This is a genomic window from Secundilactobacillus angelensis (genome assembly GCF_012641075.1).
In the GTDB taxonomy this organism is placed as follows: domain Bacteria; phylum Bacillota; class Bacilli; order Lactobacillales; family Lactobacillaceae; genus Secundilactobacillus; species Secundilactobacillus angelensis.
The window spans coordinates 1-16,767 of the sequence record NZ_JAAXLJ010000027.1; the positions used below are offsets into that span (position 1 = coordinate 1).

Annotated in this window: 16 protein-coding genes and 1 other annotated feature; of the genes, 13 read left to right on the plus strand and 3 right to left on the minus strand. The window is 42.3% G+C overall.

Annotated elements, in window-relative coordinates:
- Nucleotides 1-116: 116 nt before the first annotated feature.
- Both yidC and HC026_RS11205 read right to left on the minus strand, forming a co-directional pair.
- The gene (gene yidC / locus HC026_RS11200) at nucleotides 117-1,046 is read right to left on the minus strand and encodes a membrane protein insertase YidC (protein WP_168926018.1); all 930 of its coding nucleotides are present in this window, start codon (nucleotides 1,044-1,046) and stop codon (nucleotides 117-119) included.
- A gap of 106 nt (nucleotides 1,047-1,152) precedes the next feature.
- A complete protein-coding gene (locus HC026_RS11205; protein ID WP_168926019.1) occupies nucleotides 1,153-1,425 on the minus strand; it encodes an acylphosphatase in 273 nt (90 codons plus the stop codon).
- Between the two features lie 68 nt (nucleotides 1,426-1,493).
- Between HC026_RS11205 and HC026_RS11210 the strand changes: the two genes are divergently transcribed.
- The 9 genes from HC026_RS11210 (at nucleotide 1,494) to HC026_RS11250 (ending at nucleotide 10,138) form a co-directional block, all read left to right on the plus strand.
- Nucleotides 1,494-2,270 (plus strand): TrmH family RNA methyltransferase, encoded by a 777-nt coding sequence (locus tag HC026_RS11210; protein WP_168926043.1) that lies wholly within the window; start codon nucleotides 1,494-1,496, stop codon nucleotides 2,268-2,270.
- A 93-nt stretch (nucleotides 2,271-2,363) separates the two neighbouring features.
- Nucleotides 2,364-2,879, plus strand: a complete 516-nt coding sequence (locus HC026_RS11215) for an HD domain-containing protein (RefSeq protein WP_168926020.1) — start codon at nucleotides 2,364-2,366, stop codon at nucleotides 2,877-2,879.
- Nucleotides 2,880-2,905: 26 nt separating this feature from the next.
- On the plus strand, nucleotides 2,906-3,289 hold the full coding sequence (locus HC026_RS11220; RefSeq protein ID WP_168926021.1) for a winged helix-turn-helix transcriptional regulator: 384 nt from the start codon (nucleotides 2,906-2,908) through the stop codon (nucleotides 3,287-3,289).
- A 21-nt stretch (nucleotides 3,290-3,310) separates the two neighbouring features.
- Nucleotides 3,311-3,528 (plus strand) — a binding site (T-box leader).
- A gap of 42 nt (nucleotides 3,529-3,570) precedes the next feature.
- Entirely contained in the window at nucleotides 3,571-4,617 is a 1,047-nt protein-coding gene (pheS, locus tag HC026_RS11225; protein WP_168926022.1) for a phenylalanine--tRNA ligase subunit alpha, read from the plus strand.
- 9 nt (nucleotides 4,618-4,626) lie between these two features.
- On the plus strand, nucleotides 4,627-7,041 hold the full coding sequence (gene pheT, locus HC026_RS11230) for a phenylalanine--tRNA ligase subunit beta (RefSeq protein WP_168926023.1): 2,415 nt from the start codon (nucleotides 4,627-4,629) through the stop codon (nucleotides 7,039-7,041).
- 214 nt (nucleotides 7,042-7,255) lie between these two features.
- Nucleotides 7,256-8,386, plus strand: coding sequence for an endolytic transglycosylase MltG (gene mltG / locus HC026_RS11235; RefSeq protein WP_408641003.1), 1,131 nt, complete (start codon nucleotides 7,256-7,258; stop codon nucleotides 8,384-8,386).
- 30 nt (nucleotides 8,387-8,416) lie between these two features.
- Complete coding sequence (gene udk, locus HC026_RS11240) at nucleotides 8,417-9,073, plus strand: uridine kinase (protein WP_168926024.1); 657 nt, start codon at nucleotides 8,417-8,419, stop codon at nucleotides 9,071-9,073.
- A gap of 89 nt (nucleotides 9,074-9,162) precedes the next feature.
- Nucleotides 9,163-9,648, plus strand: a complete 486-nt coding sequence (greA, locus tag HC026_RS11245; RefSeq protein WP_168926025.1) for a transcription elongation factor GreA — start codon at nucleotides 9,163-9,165, stop codon at nucleotides 9,646-9,648.
- Nucleotides 9,649-9,832: 184 nt separating this feature from the next.
- Entirely contained in the window at nucleotides 9,833-10,138 is a 306-nt protein-coding gene (locus HC026_RS11250) for a HesB/YadR/YfhF family protein (RefSeq protein WP_168926026.1), read from the plus strand.
- Between the two features lie 90 nt (nucleotides 10,139-10,228).
- On the opposite strand, the gene HC026_RS11255 is transcribed toward HC026_RS11250, so the two are convergent.
- Nucleotides 10,229-12,856, minus strand: a complete 2,628-nt coding sequence (locus HC026_RS11255; protein ID WP_232843738.1) for a YfhO family protein — start codon at nucleotides 12,854-12,856, stop codon at nucleotides 10,229-10,231.
- A 251-nt stretch (nucleotides 12,857-13,107) separates the two neighbouring features.
- On the opposite strand from HC026_RS11255, the gene HC026_RS11260 reads away from it, so the two are divergent.
- The 4 genes from HC026_RS11260 to HC026_RS11275 all read left to right on the plus strand — a co-directional run bounded on the left by HC026_RS11260 (nucleotide 13,108) and on the right by HC026_RS11275 (nucleotide 16,727).
- Nucleotides 13,108-15,141 carry a peptidoglycan D,D-transpeptidase FtsI family protein gene (locus HC026_RS11260; RefSeq protein ID WP_168926046.1) on the plus strand — a complete coding sequence of 678 codons (2,034 nt, stop codon included), beginning with the start codon at nucleotides 13,108-13,110 and terminating at the stop codon, nucleotides 15,139-15,141.
- Nucleotides 15,142-15,286: 145 nt separating this feature from the next.
- On the plus strand, nucleotides 15,287-15,436 hold the full coding sequence (gene rpmG / locus HC026_RS11265) for a 50S ribosomal protein L33 (RefSeq protein WP_082593127.1): 150 nt from the start codon (nucleotides 15,287-15,289) through the stop codon (nucleotides 15,434-15,436).
- A gap of 56 nt (nucleotides 15,437-15,492) precedes the next feature.
- A complete protein-coding gene (locus tag HC026_RS11270; protein ID WP_168926027.1) occupies nucleotides 15,493-16,041 on the plus strand; it encodes a 5-formyltetrahydrofolate cyclo-ligase in 549 nt (182 codons plus the stop codon).
- 11 nt (nucleotides 16,042-16,052) lie between these two features.
- Nucleotides 16,053-16,727 (plus strand): rhomboid family intramembrane serine protease, encoded by a 675-nt coding sequence (locus HC026_RS11275; protein WP_168926028.1) that lies wholly within the window; start codon nucleotides 16,053-16,055, stop codon nucleotides 16,725-16,727.
- Nucleotides 16,728-16,767 lie beyond the last annotated feature (40 nt).

Here is a 16,767-nt window from a genome sequence, read left to right on the forward strand (position 1 = left end):
TTTAACCGCATTTCACTAATCCAGAAATAGTAAAAAGCACAGCCACAAAATGTGACTGTGCTTACGAGCATCACCAATACGATTTGACGATGACCCAAAGTTTTTTATTTAGTATCCTAATGGTGACGTTGTTTGCCAGCGTTACGATTTCGGTTACGATTATCTTGCGATACCGTACTTGGTTGAATATTAGGTTTAACAGCTGTTGGTGCGGCCGTTGCGACCACCGGTTTTGGCTTGACAACCTTAGGTGGATTCTTCTTCATTTCAGCCTCAATTTCGCGACGAATCCTTGGCCGATATAAGTTGATAATCAGTGTTTGGATACATGCAAAAATTCCACCGATGAAGAAGTAAAGTCCTAACCCCGCTGAAGTAGAGATAGTGAAGAACAAAATCATAACGGGGCTGGCAACCATGGTCATCCGCATTGCCTTTCGTTGGTCGGCTGGCATGCCGATCATTGATAGATAGCCTTGTAACAGATAGACTAAAAACGACAAAACGGCTAGTAAAATTGAAGATTTACCAAGTGGAATACCCATGAACGTAGATGATGATAGTTCGGGTGAGTATTGGATAGCCGCGTACAAAGCAGCAAAAATTGGCATTTGGATCAAGAGTGGTAAGCAGCCAATTCCACCAGTCATGCTAATTCCATTATTCCGGTAAAGCTGCATCATTTCTTGGCCAATAGCGTTCTTTTCTTCAGGCGTAGCAGCAGCTTTTTGCCGATTCTGAATTTCGGTCATTTGAGGTTTAATGGCAGCAATTTTTTCTTGTTGAACGGTTGAACTGCGTAATTGATGAACCATTAGAGGTAGTAACACCATTCGAACAAGTACCGTTACCACGATGATTGCCCAGCCGTATGAATGACCTAACATGTTAGCAAGCCATTCCATAACATGCTGTCCTGGAACGGCTAGATAGTCATAGACCAGGCCGTATGGTTTGCCGCTTTTAGTTCGCTGTACACAGCCAGTTAATAATGGGAGTAAGGCAGCGACCACCAATCCCAACTGTAAAGGCTTTTTAGATTTCATTTACTTTGATTCAAGTCCCTTCTAAGCAAATTATTTAATATAATATAGTAGCAAAGTTCACTAAAGATGACAACAAGATAAATACTACTTGATATTAGCCCCATTTTCAATCAGTAATCTCAAATTTCGTAAAGTCTTCACTCTTTTGGTTAGTGACGTTCAGACGACTAACTTTAGCATATGGGGTTGGGGACTGTTTTAGTGCTTCGATAAACGCCTCAAGGCTTGTTTCGTCAGCTTGAGCACGTACAGTTACTGAGCCATCACGTTCGTTTCTGACCCAGCCGACTACGTTGAGGCGATTCGCTAAACGAGCAGTCGTCCAACGGAAACCCACCCCTTGAACGCGACCATGAATTGAAATTATGACAGATTTCATCTTTACACTCCCTAATCGTGATATTATTGTTCATAGTAACAAAAATCGGAAAGAAGAGGCAGTTCATGATCGAAGAAATTACATCAACTCAAAATACAAAAGTCAAAAAGTGGCAACATTTAACAACTAAAAAAGGCCACCAAAAATATAATCAGTATTTGGTGGAAGGCTGGCATATCGTTGGCGACGCAATTACAGCAGAACAGCCCGTTGTGCAAATCATGGCCACGGCTGAGCAGTTAAATATTCATCAGCACCAGTTCCCAGAAAACGTGGAAATTTTTGAGATTACTGAAGAAATCGCTAAAAAGCTGTCTGATACTGTCACACCACAGGGAATCTTTGCAGTGCTAGATATTCTAGCAGCAGAACACGTTGATCCAGAAACGGCAACTGGTGCATGGTTACTTTTAGACCGTATTCAAGATCCTGGTAATATTGGAACAATGGTTCGTACAGCGGATGCTGCTGGATTTAGAGGAGTGGTTTTTGGTAACGGGACCTCTAGTCAATATACGCCAAAAGTCGTTCGCGCCATGCAAGGCAGCCAATTTCATATTCAGATTACTCATGGTAATTTGGAGGAATGGGTTAGTGCTTTGAAAGCTAGGGACATTCCTGTTTACGGATCAGCCCTCGACGAAAATGCAGCGGATTACAGCACGGTCACGCCGCAACCAGAATTCGGTTTGGTTTTAGGAAACGAAGGGCAGGGGATGTCCGAAAAATTAATGACTCAAACGACAACCAACCTTTACATTCCAATTAAAGGCCAGGCCGAATCATTAAACGTTGCGGTTGCCGCGGGTATACTAATGTTTAAGTTGAATCAAAATTTAGCTTGATTCCTTGATTAAAGAGTGTTTTGCTTGCAATATTATGTTACATTAAGTATAGTTTATTAAGATTAAACTTACAAAAAGTAAAGGAAGCGTTGTATGACAAGAAATGATTGGCGCCAAGATTCGGAATACGTTGCTATAGTCGGTGATTTGTTGGCTAAGCCAGAAGTTCAAAAACTGGCCAATTATACCCAGCACCATCACTCCAATCGGTTAGATCATTCCATCTCCGTTTCTTACGATAGTTATCTGATTGCAAAAAAACATCATCTAAACTTTCGTGCTACTGCACGTGCAGGATTATTACATGATCTGTTTTATTACGATTGGCGGACGACCAAGTTTAATCTGGGTTCACATGCCTTCATACATCCACGGGTAGCTTTACGAAATGCGGAAAAACTAACCGAATTAAGTCCCATGGAAAAAGATATCATCCTCAAACACATGTGGGGTGCAACCGCAGCACTGCCTAAGTATCGCGAGAGTGTAATCGTTAGTTTAGTCGACGATAAGGATGCTGTCGTTGAATTTTTATCACCGATGAAAAAGCGCGTTTTAAATTGGCGGAAACGTAATGTTGAGCGTGTATTGAATTTATTAGATAAGTAGAGTTAGACAAGATTAGGGGTGTTTATATGGATCAAGTCGTTGACAAAACAATCAGCGCTACAGATTTTGAACTTTGTCCGAAGTTCGAGTGGACGTTTTCAATTTTAGGGAAAAAATGGAACGGTTTAATTATTGATGTCCTGTTGAATCTCGGACCACAACGATTTAAAGACATCGCTAATAAGGTTGATAAATGCTCTGACCGAGTGTTAGTTGAACGTCTTAAAGAATTAGAGAGCGACGGCATCATCATGCGAAAAACTTACCAGAATTCAGGGCGGATTCAATACGCTCTGACAGAAAAGGGTCAGGATTTAGCAAGCGTGATGCGGTCAATTCATGGCTGGTCAGAAAAATGGTGTGTTAATCAAGCTGCTCATAAGGTTGACCAATGCCACCAACCGCTGTAAACTAGTGGTTGTGCAAATTGAACAAATGCAATGACGAGAGATTAGTAATTCTGATGCAATCCTAGAGAGGCAGACGTTTAGTGGAAGGCTGCTGTTTGTTACGAATGAATTCACTTTCTAAGCAGAGATTGGGCGTTACGACTGTAACAAAAAATCTTCCGGTTGATGACCGTTACAAAATTACCGAGTGTACTTATTTAAGTAAACAAGGGTGGTACCGCGAAAGCTTCGTCCCTTTATTTTGGGGCGGAGTTTTTTTATTTTGTTAAGGAGGATCAGACATGACACTGAAAGATCAGCTGGATAAAATCCGGCAAGAACGAAAAGAAGACATTAAAGACGTCGTTGATCTCAAAAAGTTAGACTCGCTGCGGGTGGAACTTTTAGGGAAAAAGGGCCCCATTACGCAAGCTCTACGAGGAATGCGTGATTTACCCGCTGACGAACGACCAAGTTTTGGTCAATTCGCCAATAGTGTGAGGGATGAATTGCAGGGTGCCATTGAGACTCGCCGTGAAGAATTGAAAAAGCAATTGCTCAATAAACAATTGGAACACGAAAAGATTGATGTGACGCTGCCTGGTAAACCAGTGGCTCAAGGTCAACCTCACGTGATTCAACAAATTATCGATCAAATTGAGGATCTTTTTATCGGAATGGGTTATCAAGTGTTATCTGGTCCTGAAGTTGAAGAAGATAAGTACAACTTCGAAATGATGAATTTACCAAAGGATCATCCTGCTCGTGATATGCAAGATACCTTCTATATTACCAAGGAAATTTTGATGCGGACTCAGACTTCACCAATGCAGGCACGAACGTTGGAAAAGCATGATTTCAGCAAGGGACCTTTGAAGATGATTTCACCAGGGGTTGTTTATCGTCGTGATACTGATGATCCAACTCATTCACATCAATTTCACCAAGTGGAAGGCATCGTGATTGATAAGCACATCACTATGGCTGACTTAAAGGGAACACTGGAATTAATTGCGCATGAACTTTTTGGTGATCGATTCGATATCCGGCTGCGGCCAAGTTATTTTCCATTCACGGAACCTTCCGTTGAAGCTGACATCACTTGTTTTAACTGTGGTGGTAAGGGTTGTGCTGTCTGCAAGTACACGGGCTGGATTGAAGTCCTTGGTGCCGGAATGGTTCACCCAAACGTGCTTAACATGGCGGGTGTGGACTCGGAAGTTTACGGCGGTTTCGCCTTTGGACTGGGTCCAGATCGCTTTGCTATGTTGAAATACGGTGTGGATGATATCCGTAACTTCTACTTAAACGATGTTCGGTTCCTCACCCAATTCTCAAAGAAAGGATAATCAGCCAAAATGAAAATTTCTTACAGTTGGTTACAAGAATATTTAGACATTCAAGTTTCGCCTAAGGATTTAGCAGAAAAAATTGAACGTTCGTCGGTTGAAGTTGATTCGGTTACCCAGCCTAGTGATGGCTTGAAGAAAATCGTAGTCGGCAAAATCGTTTCGATGGAACCACATCCAGATTCAGATCATTTAAAGGTCTGCAGTGTTGATGTGGGTGACGATGAGCTTTCGCAGATTGTTTGCGGCGCTCCAAACGTTGCGGCTGATAAAAAAGTGATCGTTGCCTTACCAGGTTCAAGAATTGGCGGCAACGTTAAAATTAAGCGTTCAAAAATGCGTGGTGTGGTTTCTAATGGCATGATTTGTGCGTTGGATGAAATTGGCTTCTCAAAGGATGTTGTCCCCAAGGAATGGGCTGACGGGATCTACTTTTTGCCAGAAGACGCTAAGGTTGGCGAACCAGTCTTTCCATACTTAGGAATGGATGACTATCTGATTGACGTGGATGTGACACCTAACCGTGGCGACATGCTGAGTGTCTATGGTGTTGCTCGTGATGTGGGTGCAATTTATGGTCAAACGCCAAAGTTAAATCATCCTCAAGTTGAAGAAGTGTCAAGTTTGGCTGCTGATAAAGTTTCTCTTGATGTTGATCAGGAGCTGGCACCTATTTATACCATGCGGATCGTTGAGAACGTCAAGATTCAGCCTAGTCCAGTTTGGTTACAAATCAAATTATGGAATGCTGGGATTCGTCCAATTAACAATGTGGTTGATGTCACCAACTACATATTGTTGAAGTATGGGCAACCTCTACATGCTTTTGATTACGGTAAAGTATCGGGATCAACCATCAAAGCGCGGTATGCACAAAAGGGCGAGAAGCTCACGACTTTGGATGAGGCTGAGCACGAGCTCAGCGAAAGAGATATCGTGATTGCCGATGATCAAAAGCCAATTGCTTTGGCTGGTGTCATGGGTGGTCTTAATTCTGAAATTGACGAACAAACGACCACCGTTGCGATTGAATCAGCGGTATTTACACCAACTTTAATTCGGAAAACAGCTCAGCGTCAGAATTTGCACACCGATGCCTCGCAACACTTCGAACGTGGCGTTGACCGCGGTGGTGTCGAGGAGGCAGTTAATGCTGCCGCTCAAATGATGCATGAACTTGCGGATGGCGATATTTTAAAGGGTATCGTCACTGGTGCGACTTATGACGTCAAGGATGAGGTCGTTTCGGTTACGTTGTCACGTGTGAACCACGTGCTAGGTACGGCCTTAACCCTTGATCAAGTCACTGATATTTTCAAACGACTAGGATTTGGTGTTCAAGTTGATGGCGAAACATATACTGTTAGTGTGCCTTCTACTCGTTGGGACATTCATATCCCAGCCGACTTATTGGAAGAGGTCGCCAGAATATATGGCTATGATAATATTCCATCAACCTTACCAAGTGGTCCAACCACGATTGGCGCTTTAACTGAAAAGCAGAAACTCATTCGGGATTCTCGCCGTGTTCTTGAAGCACTAGGACTAAACCAAGCAATCTCGTACGCATTAACCACTAAGCCAAAAGCCAGTCAGTTCATGATGCGCGAAAGTGCCGTCACTGAGCTCAGCTGGCCAATGACAGCTGATCACACAACGCTGCGAATGAATTTAATCAGTGGCTTGCTGGATGACGTGGCGTACAATAACGCTCGGCGAGTTAAAGATGTGGCGCTGTATGAACAGGGTCGTGTCTTTTATAAGGACTCAGCCGATCAGGTGCGACCAAGTGAGCACGAACACATTGCAGGGGCAGTTAGTGGTCAATTAGTTGTTGATCCACTTAAAAATGCTAAGAATAACGCAATCGATTTCTATCAATTAAAGGGAATTGTCGAAAAGTATTTGGATAACTTAGCCATTAACGGTGAGGTTGAGTTTGTTGCAACTGATCGTTATCCAGAAATGCATCCAGGTCGAACTGCTGACATTCAGATTCACGGTCATTACGTCGGTTTCATCGGCCAGGTTCATCCATCGGTTGCTGAAATGTATAAGATCAACCAAACCTATGTCTTCGAGTTAGACTTGGATGCTTTGATCGAGATGCCAAAGGATATGAACCAGTTTGAACCCATTTCAAAATATCCAGTGATTACCCGAGACGTTGCGTTGCTGGTCGATAAATCCGTCACCAACGCTCAGGTCTTAGCACAGATTGAGAAAAAGGGTGGTGCTTACCTGAAGTCAGTCGAGTTATTTGATATTTATGACGGTAAAAACCTACCGGGTGGCAAACAATCTCTGGCTTACACATTGACGTATCAGAATCCGAATGCAACGTTGACTGACGATGAAGTTAACCAAGCATTTGAAAAGGTTCAAAGTACGCTGACCAACGAACTCGGTGCAGAAATTAGGTAATTGTGTACCAATTGCTTATCTGCAGTAAATTCTTCTGATAACCAAAGAACGCTAGAACTTTTCAGAATGGTTCTAACGTTTTTTGCTGTAAAGTACCTTGCGGGTTCAGCCCAGTGTGTTTCGAAATTATTAAGTTCACAAGATTTTTACTGCATTGACACTTGAAATCTTGTATAATGGTGCAGATATTGAAGAACGGAACGGAGGAAATACTTTGGATAACGACAAACAGCCCACTTCCAAACAGCCAGGGAAGAAGAAAATGTCTACCGGACAAAAAATCATTACGGGAGTCGTCAGTATTTTAGTCGTTTTGCTGGTTATTAGTGGCGTTGTTTTCTACCGCTATTTCCAGTCGGCACTGAAACCACTGAACCCTAAAAGTCAGGAAGTTGTGCAAGTAGACATTCCTATGGGGGCGTCGAGCAAACGAATTGGTTCGATTTTACAAGATAAGAAGATCGTCAAAAACGGATCGGTGTTTAATTATTACGTTAAATCCCATAACTACTCGAATTTTCGTGCAGGTTATTACCAATTGAAAGCGTCGATGACGTTGAATCAGGTTGCTAAACGTCTGCAACAAGGCGGAACGAGTGAACCGATTCAAAGCACCAAGGGAAAGGTACTCATTCAGGAAGGTGCTGGTGTCGCGGATGTTGCCAATAATATTTCTCGGACCACGGATTTCAGTAGAGCTGAGTTTCTAAGTCTAATGAAGAACCAGTCTTACATGAAGACACTGGCAAAACAGTACCCAGATCTACTGACCTCGTCTATGGCTTCCAAGGGTGTTCGTTACCACTTAGAGGGCTATTTGTATCCAGCAACATACATTGTCAATAAACACATGTCACTTAAGAGCCTGGTTAACCAGATGGTCGCCCATACTAATGAAGAACTCAAACCGTACTATAAGAAGATCAAGAAACAAAAGCTGACAGTTCAGCAAGTGCTAACACTGGCGTCCTTGGTTGAACGTGAAGGTGTCAGTCAGTCATATCGGCGTCAGATTTCTGGGGTTTTCTTCAACCGAATCGAAACTGGGATGCCGCTTCAATCCGATGTAGCTGTTGAATATGCGATTGGTCATCATAAACAGCATTTATCAACTAAAGATCTGCAGTCTGATTCGCCATATAATCTTTATAAGTTCGCCGGATACGGTCCAGGACCATTTAATAATCCTAGTATGTCTGCAATTCAAGCAGTCTTGAATCCTTCCGATCGTAGCAAGGGCTATATCTACTTTGTCGCGAACACTAAGACCGGTAAAATTTATTTCTCTAAGACGCTAGCAGAGCATAATAAGCGCGTTGCATCATTATCTAAAGTTAATAATTAGTTATTTTAAATTGAGGGGATATTCTTAAACATGTCAGTACAACAGTCAAGACCAGTGATCATCGGTGTGACCGGTGGCTCTAGCAGTGGAAAGACTACTGTTAGTCGCGCAATCTACGACCAATTGCAAAATGAATCAATTATGATTTTGCAGCAGGATGCTTATTATAATGATCAGGCAGATATGACGATGGCAGAACGAAAAAAAGTTAACTACGATCATCCATTAGCATTTGATACCGATCTATTGATTGATCAATTAAAACAACTGCGGGATAATCATGCCATTGAAAAGCCGGTGTATGATTACACGCAGTATACTCGAAGCTCGCAGACGATTCATCAAGAACCAAAGGACGTCATCATTCTGGAAGGTATTTTGATTTTGGATGACGAACGGCTACGTGATTTAATGGATATCAAAGTGTTCGTTGATACGGATGACGATATCCGGATTATCCGCAGAATCGAACGTGATATCAAGGAACGACAACGAGACTTAGATGGGATCATTAAACAGTATTTAACCACTGTTAAACCGATGTATCACCAATTTGTCGAACCAACCAAACGTTATGCTGATTTGATTGTGCCAGAAGGTGGCGAAAATCAAGTCGCAATAGACGTTTTGACCACCAAGATTCGGTCAATTTTGGTTCAAATGAAGAATGGGCGACCAAGTAATTAATTTCCGAGATTTTAGGAAAAGCTTGCATGAAAGGCTGTCACATGCTATTGTAAGCGACAGAAAACTATAAAAAATAATGAGGTGCTATTTTGGCTGAACAAAAAACGTATCCAATGACCGCTGATGGCAAGGTCAAATTGGAAAAGGAACTTGAAGATTTAAAGATGAACAAACGTCCTGAAGTGATTAATCGAATTCAAATCGCCAGAGGTTTTGGTGATCTTTCTGAAAACTCTGAATATGAATCTGCCAAAGACGAGCAGAGTATGCTTGAAAGTCGCATCACCACCATTGAGCATATGTTGCAATATGCTGATGTGGTTGATAATAATAACACTGACAAAGATGAAGTCAGTGTTGGTAAGAAGGTAACTTTCAAGGAATTACCTGATGAAGAACCGGAATCATACACCATTGTTGGGGCTGCTGAGGCTGATCCAATGGAAGGTAAGATTTCAAACGATTCACCAATTGCTAAAGCATTGTTGGGCCATCGAGTCAATCAAGAAATTACGATTGCTATCCCAGCCGGTGACATGAAAGTAAAAATTTTAAGCGTGGAAACCGCATCATAATTTCACAATTCGTATTTGCAAGGTCACTCCGTATAGGGGTGGCCTTTTTGTCTGATATGACGCTGTTTACGGTTACCAGTCATCGAGATTGAGAGCGCTATAGCTTGCACTTTTGTGAAAAATAGGGTATAAATGTACTGAATGAAAGCGCAAACATTTATGCAAATAAAGGGGACACATTATCATGAAAATGATTATTACTGATCAAGCAAGCAAGTGGTTTCAGAGTGAGATGGGATTGTCAGAAGGGCGTGGTGTTCGGTTTTATGGAAAAGTTTACGGTAGCACACCAGTTCATGAGGGCTTTTCTTTGGCAATGACACCAGATGATCATCCTGAAAAACCATATGCAATCACTAAAAAAGATGGGGTCAATTATTTTGTCCAGGAAGATGATCGCTGGTTCTTCAAGGGTTATGATCTGATTATTAATTATGACCCAAGTCTTGATGGTCCCAAGTATAACTATGTTGAAAATGGTGAAATGTAGTGTGAACGCACGAATGAAAAGTAGCCTCAAACAAATAAGGATAACCTACTTATCTATATGATAAATGGGCTATCCTTATTTAATTTAGATTTAGTTTTGACGTCGCTGCCTGTACAGCCAGATGAGACAAATCCCAAGACTGATAAGGGTGATGATGACGCCAGTATTGAGCATCGGTGGCCAATAATTAAAGTGAATGGTGTGGCGGCCCTGTTGAAGCTTGAGAGCGGTGAAGATACCAGCAACCTTTACTGGTTTTGCCGAGTGGCCATCCACCGTGATGTGCCAACCTTTGCTATAAGGGATAGTCGTCATTAACGTAGCAGTTTTTGGTTTAACGTTAATGGACCCCGTTAAGCTGCTTTGACTCTGGTGAGTGATCTTCAGCGGGTTTGCCGCCAGTTGTTTTTGCCCGTCAACGAATTGCTGATTGTTGAACTGGTAAAGGGTGAAATTTTGTAACCAGAGAGTCGATTTTTTCAACGTCAGCTGTAGCTTAACTGGCTTCCCCTTTTGGTGGTCTGCAATATTGACCACAATCGTATTACGGTAAGTTGGATATTGCGCTAATGGATGATTGTTGAGACTAATAGCCACGTTATCATCCATGAGATTAGCACCTAGGGTGAGGTAATAGGCATTATTGGTTTTTGGCGTAAAGTTAAACGTGATGATACCAGGCTTAACCAGATTATTCTTTTGTAAAATAGCGCCCGTCAGTTTGGTTTGCTGTTTGACATTCTGAAAAATGACATGGTCAAAATTTTGAGCAGTAAATAGATGTTCATCTTGGACGTTGCCGGTCAAACTTGCCCAGAGATTTGCTTGGTACTGTGTTGGATCTTTGGTGGGGTTATCTAACGACAGTATTTTATCACTCGACAGAAAACCAAGTGGTAGGGCGTACGGGTTTTTGTAGGTTGAAATGAGACCGTTTTTGTTGACGCGTTGATATTCAGTCAAATCAGCTCGATTTGATACCGGATTTACAACCTTAGTGGCCACTGTACCCGAGTTCGTTTGTCGATCGACGATATACTTCATATTCAACAATGAATCGCTTAAGAGCGTACCATTGGTGTAGGTAACGAAACCGTCGCCATCCGGATTACCCATGTCGCCCATGAAAGTCGGCATGTCTTTTTCCAAAGTCGATGAGAATACCGAACCGCCGTTGAATTGTCCTGACAATGGGTCATTTTTAGTTCGCATGAAAGTTGGCGTCATTCGATACCAACTTGAATCTTTATGTGTGACATTACCCGATTCAGTTGATAAGACTTGCTGATAATTTTGATATTCAGGTTTGGTCACATAACTAATTCGGTTTAGACTGGTCACGGCACTACTAGACAATTCGATAACGGCAAAAAGGACAAAGGCTAACTGGTAAAACCACAGTTGTTTAACCGGAAGTGCAATCAGACAAAAGGCGGCGACTAATAAAAGACTGCCAATCAGAATTTGATTTTGACTTAGAAACGAAAATTGATTGACGTTGATCCAAACGTAGGTGATAGTTACCACGCAAATAAGAATGGGTACTACTAGTTGCTTCAGTGTTGGTGTGAATTCAGGTTTGAGCGCACTTGCCGCCAACCAAATTAACCAGAAGCTGACCACGAAGGAGAAACGGTAAGGGTACCAGATTGGAAATTGCATTCCATGCCATAGCAGATCTAACGGCTCAAAACACAGTGACAATACCAAAATAACTGTTATTGCTAATGCTAACCATTTAGTCCGTTTGGGACGGTTTTTTTGTAGAAAATAAAACATTGCGCCCAGCACCATGAGGCTACCAATAAATAGATTTGGCGTACCCTTCGGCATTTGACTAAAATTAAAACTCCCTAGGAAAAACTTCGCTAACATTTTTGGTGGGAAGTATTCAAACTTGGCTGACCAATCCGTTTGCGTATATTGATTTTTACTGATGCCTAGAGAGTACCAAGTTGGCAGAAGGGTAACTGCGGCTATACCAGCTGCTAAAACGGAACCACTTATAAAACGCAACAATACATGTCGAGTTGACTGACCTGAATGCGCCTGTGTCAGCCAGTACCAAAGAAAGAACAGACCAGCAAAAAGACAGACCATGTAAGCCATGTAGTAGTTAATGATCAGTAGTGCTGCTAACCAACCAACGTAAAAGCGAATTTTACCAGTGTCTACAAGCCGAATAATCCCCCAAATAATCAGTGGCAGAATAATTATAGCGTCCAACCACATTAAATTGAGCTGGTTGGCTACCATCCAGCCCATCAGTGCGTAACTGGTTGAAAAGGCCAAAACCGGTAAATGTGGTTGAACCTTGGTTTTCATTAATAGCCAAGCGAAACTTAGCCCGGCCGCACCATACTTCAAGATGGTGATCCAAAAAATCGCAGTTGGCAGTGATTTGTCAGAAAATAGCAGTAGAATGACGTTGAACGGGCTCATTAAATAGTAAGTCCAAACGCCAAACATTTCGCCACCTAAAGCTTTCTGAAAGGTGTAGACGAAACCACTGGGATGGCTCAGCAATGTGTGCCGAAAGTAAGCAAAGAAGTCGACATACTGTTGGCCAAGATCCACCGTTAGTAGCGTTGAGCTGCCAAATGGTCCCATACCACGGTAGCAGAAATATCCGGCCATCACAGTAGCGGGGATGATGAAGCTTAAAAGTAACAGTGATAATTTTTCGTGTTCACGAACCCATTGAATGAATAATTTCAAGAATAAAAACCTCCGTAGCCCCGTTAAACAGCAATTTCTTAACGAGTTTGATTCTAAGTATTTAGCATATCATAAAAAGTTCATAAAAAGTTTTAAATCCGTTCAGTGTTAATGGTTTCGTTAATTAAATTCTGGTAGAATAATGAAGTTAGATAAGGAGCGTTAGGATATTGAAAAATTTCTTTAGTCGATTAACTCAACACCAAACGACTCGCAATAAAACGTCAACTACAGCCCAGATTCCATTCAGAATGAACTTTCTCTTCATTATTGTAGGACTTTTATTTGCCGCGTTGATAGCACAATTAGCATATTTACAAATTCTTCATGGGACTCAACTTAAAGCTGAGGTTAGTCGAACCGATAGTACGGTGGAAACTAACAACGTTCAGCGGGGAATGATTTTCGATTCTACTGGTCGGGTTTTGGTCGGTAATAAAACCCACCAGGCAATCAGTTACACCAAGAGTGTCAACGTGTTGGCACCGCAGATGTACCGAACGGCCAATAAGTTAGGTCAGTACCTTAAAGTACCGACTGGTTCGTTGACCAGACGGAATCGTGCTGACTACTATTTGGCATCAACAAGCCGAGAAAAACGGGTTCAAGCAAACGTTCCAGGAATCAAAAATATGGCGCAATCGGATGCTTACGATAAAGAACTTCAGTACTTGTATGCGCACCCTGCTGAATTTAAACTGACTCGGCAGCAAAAAAATAACGCGATGATATATGCCCGTATGAGTGGGGCGTATTCACTATCAACGACGTATATTAAAGAAACGGGTGTAACCAGTAAGGAACTTGCTGAAGTCGGTGAACATCTGGGTGAAATGCCAGGTGTGAAGGTCGGAACCAGTTGGACCCGTAATTATCCATACGGTAGTTCATTGAAGAGTATTCTAGGAACGGTTTCTTCAGAAAAGACTGGCTTACCAGATAGTAAGGTTAACCAGTATCTAGCACAGGGATACTCCAGAAACGACTCAGTTGGGCAAAGTTATCTGGAGGAACAATATGAACCCGTTTTGCGGGGGAGTAAGTCACAGACCGATGTCGAAGTTTCTGGGACTAAGATCATGAAGGAAGTCAAACGCTATGGTGGTCAAAAGGGTGATAACCTTCAGCTGACCATTAATGCTGGCTTCCAGAAAAAATTACAATCGCTCGTGCGACAAGCTGAAAGTGGTGCCGGTGGCGTTTCAACTGGTACTTATGCCGTTGTGATGAACCCCAATAACGGCGCTATTATTGGGATGGCCGGAGTTGATCGTAATCCAAGTACCCAAAAAATAACCAACAACGCCTTGGGTGCTATCAATAGTTCCATCACGATGGGGTCAGTGGTTAAGGGTGCCATGGTTTCTGGTGCTTTGATGGATGGTGTGATTACCCCAACTAACAATACGTTGACTGATATGCCCATCACTGTCGGTGGTACTAAGAAAGCTTCTTGGTTTAACAAAAACGGTGGTCAGAACATGGCAGTCAACGCTTCAACCGCACTGGAAGTTTCTTCTAACTCCTATATGATGCAGTTAGCCATGAAAGAAGCTGGCTTTAAGTATTCTGAAGGTGCCGCGCTTAATATGAATTCCAATATCTTTAATATTATGCGGGGTTACTTCAATCAATTTGGTCTAGGAGTCAAGACCGGCGTTGACTTACCAGGTGAAACCACGGGTATTCAAGGTTCAACCTCAAGTAAACATCTGGGAAATGCTTTGGATGAAGCCTTTGGGAACTATGATGCCTATACGACAATGCAAGTTGCACAATATATGTCAACGATTGCTAACGGTGGTTACCGAATTCAACCACATATCTTATCCTCAATTCGTGGTACCAATCAGAATGGTGGCTTAGGTGCGGTTAAAGCAACAGTTACGCCAACGGTTCTTAATCATATTGACATGACTTCAGCTGAGCGAAAACTCGTCACAGAAGGTCTTTATGACGTTGTGCATGGGACTAACACCTGGAAAACTGGTGGTGAACTCGATACGATCAAACCGGAAATTTCCGCCAAGACTGGGACAGCTCAGACCTTCTATAAGGGTACTGAAACAGTTACGTTGAGTTTAGCCTCCTATGCGCCTTCAACCCATCCACAAGTTGTGGTTGCTTTGGCAATGCCAAACTTGGATTACAATGCGGAAGATAATAACATGAAGCTGGCTAAGTCAATTTACCAAGCCTATTGGCAAACCGTTCAATCAACTTCAACTTTGAAGTCAAATACTACCAGCAATACAACAACGACCACTGCCACAGCTGGAAATTAGTTTGCTAGGTTCTAAAATGTGTGCTGTAAAGTAAATTTACTTAACAAATCTGGTATTTAGACTGGTAATTGGTTGGAATAAATGATAAAATACTACGAGTTAAGGCTATTTGCCAAATCATAAAAACGTAGGGAGGTCACAAGCCATGCGCGTACACATTACATTGGAATGTACCGAATGTCACGAACAAAACTACTTATCAAGTAAAAACCGTCGTAACAATCCTGACCGGGTAGAGCTTAAGAAATATTGCCCACGTCAACACAAGGTGACGTTACACAAAGAAACAAAATAAAGGCATAGGCGATGAGCCTGCGCCTTTTTTATTTAAGACAGGAGGGAAACGACTAGATGGCAACAAAAAAAGCAGTCCGAGAAGAGATTATGTCGGCATTAAACGCTATGCCTGATGACGTCCGTCATTTTCAAGCAGGTACCCTGTATGAACGGTTATTTGAATCCGAGGAATGGAACCATAGTCAAACCGTGGCAGTAACACTTTCGACTGGTTTTGAACTGAATACGCAGCCAATTATTGAGGCCGCCAAACAAGCTCGTAAACAAATTGTTATCCCGAAAACGTTTAATACCGACCGCAGCATGATTTTTTTACCATTAACTGACGGAACGGTTATGAAAGAATCCAATTTTGGGATTATGGAACCAGAAAATGGGACTGCCGTGCCGAAGAATCAAATTGATCTAGTTGTTGTCCCTGGTCTTGGTTTCACTAAGAAGGGTGTTCGTCTTGGCTTTGGTGGCGGTTATTACGACCGTTTCTTGGCTGACTATCACGGACGAACTGTCACACTTGCATTTGAAGCCCAAATGTTTAATGAACCAACTTGGCAAGTCGCCGATACGGACGTACTTGTGCAACACGTGATAACGAGCCACTAAGGGGGCAGATGATGCAGCAACAATTAAAACGCTGGCTAGCTGGTCCGTACATTACCATTGGGCTGATTGTCGTGATGTTTTTGGTGTATGGTGCCATGACGTTGGCTGGCGGTAGTCAAAATGCTCAAGTATTGGTCAATTTTGGTGCGAAATACAATCCTTTAATCCTAGCGGGGCAGTGGTGGCGTTTCATTACTCCCATTTTCCTGCACATGGGTTTTGAGCATATTCTTTTTAACATGGTGACACTTTACTTCATTGGCATTCAGATTGAAGCAATCTTTGGCCATTGGCGTTATCTGGCAATTTTTTTGCTGTCCGGAATTGGCGGTAACTTAGCTAGTTTTGCCTTTAATCCGGGTTCAATTTCTGCTGGGGCAAGTACCGCTATCTTTGGCTTGTTTGGTGCTTTCTTAATGCTAGGAGAATCTTTCTGGGAGAATCCTTACATCCGTCAAATGACGAAGACCTTCGTCTTATTTGTTGTTTTAAACCTGGCATTTGGTCTGTTCAGTCCTGGAACTGATCTTTTCGGCCATATCGGTGGTTTAGTTATCGGTTTTTTGGTCGGATACATCGTTGGTGCACCTAAGCTAGGGAAAGTCAGCAACGCTAAAAGAATCATGGCTGTAATCGTTACCATTCTTATTATGATTGGGCTATACTATTACGGGATAACGTTGTAAAATAGAAAAGTAATCGTGTGGAATTTCGGAGGATCTCGAA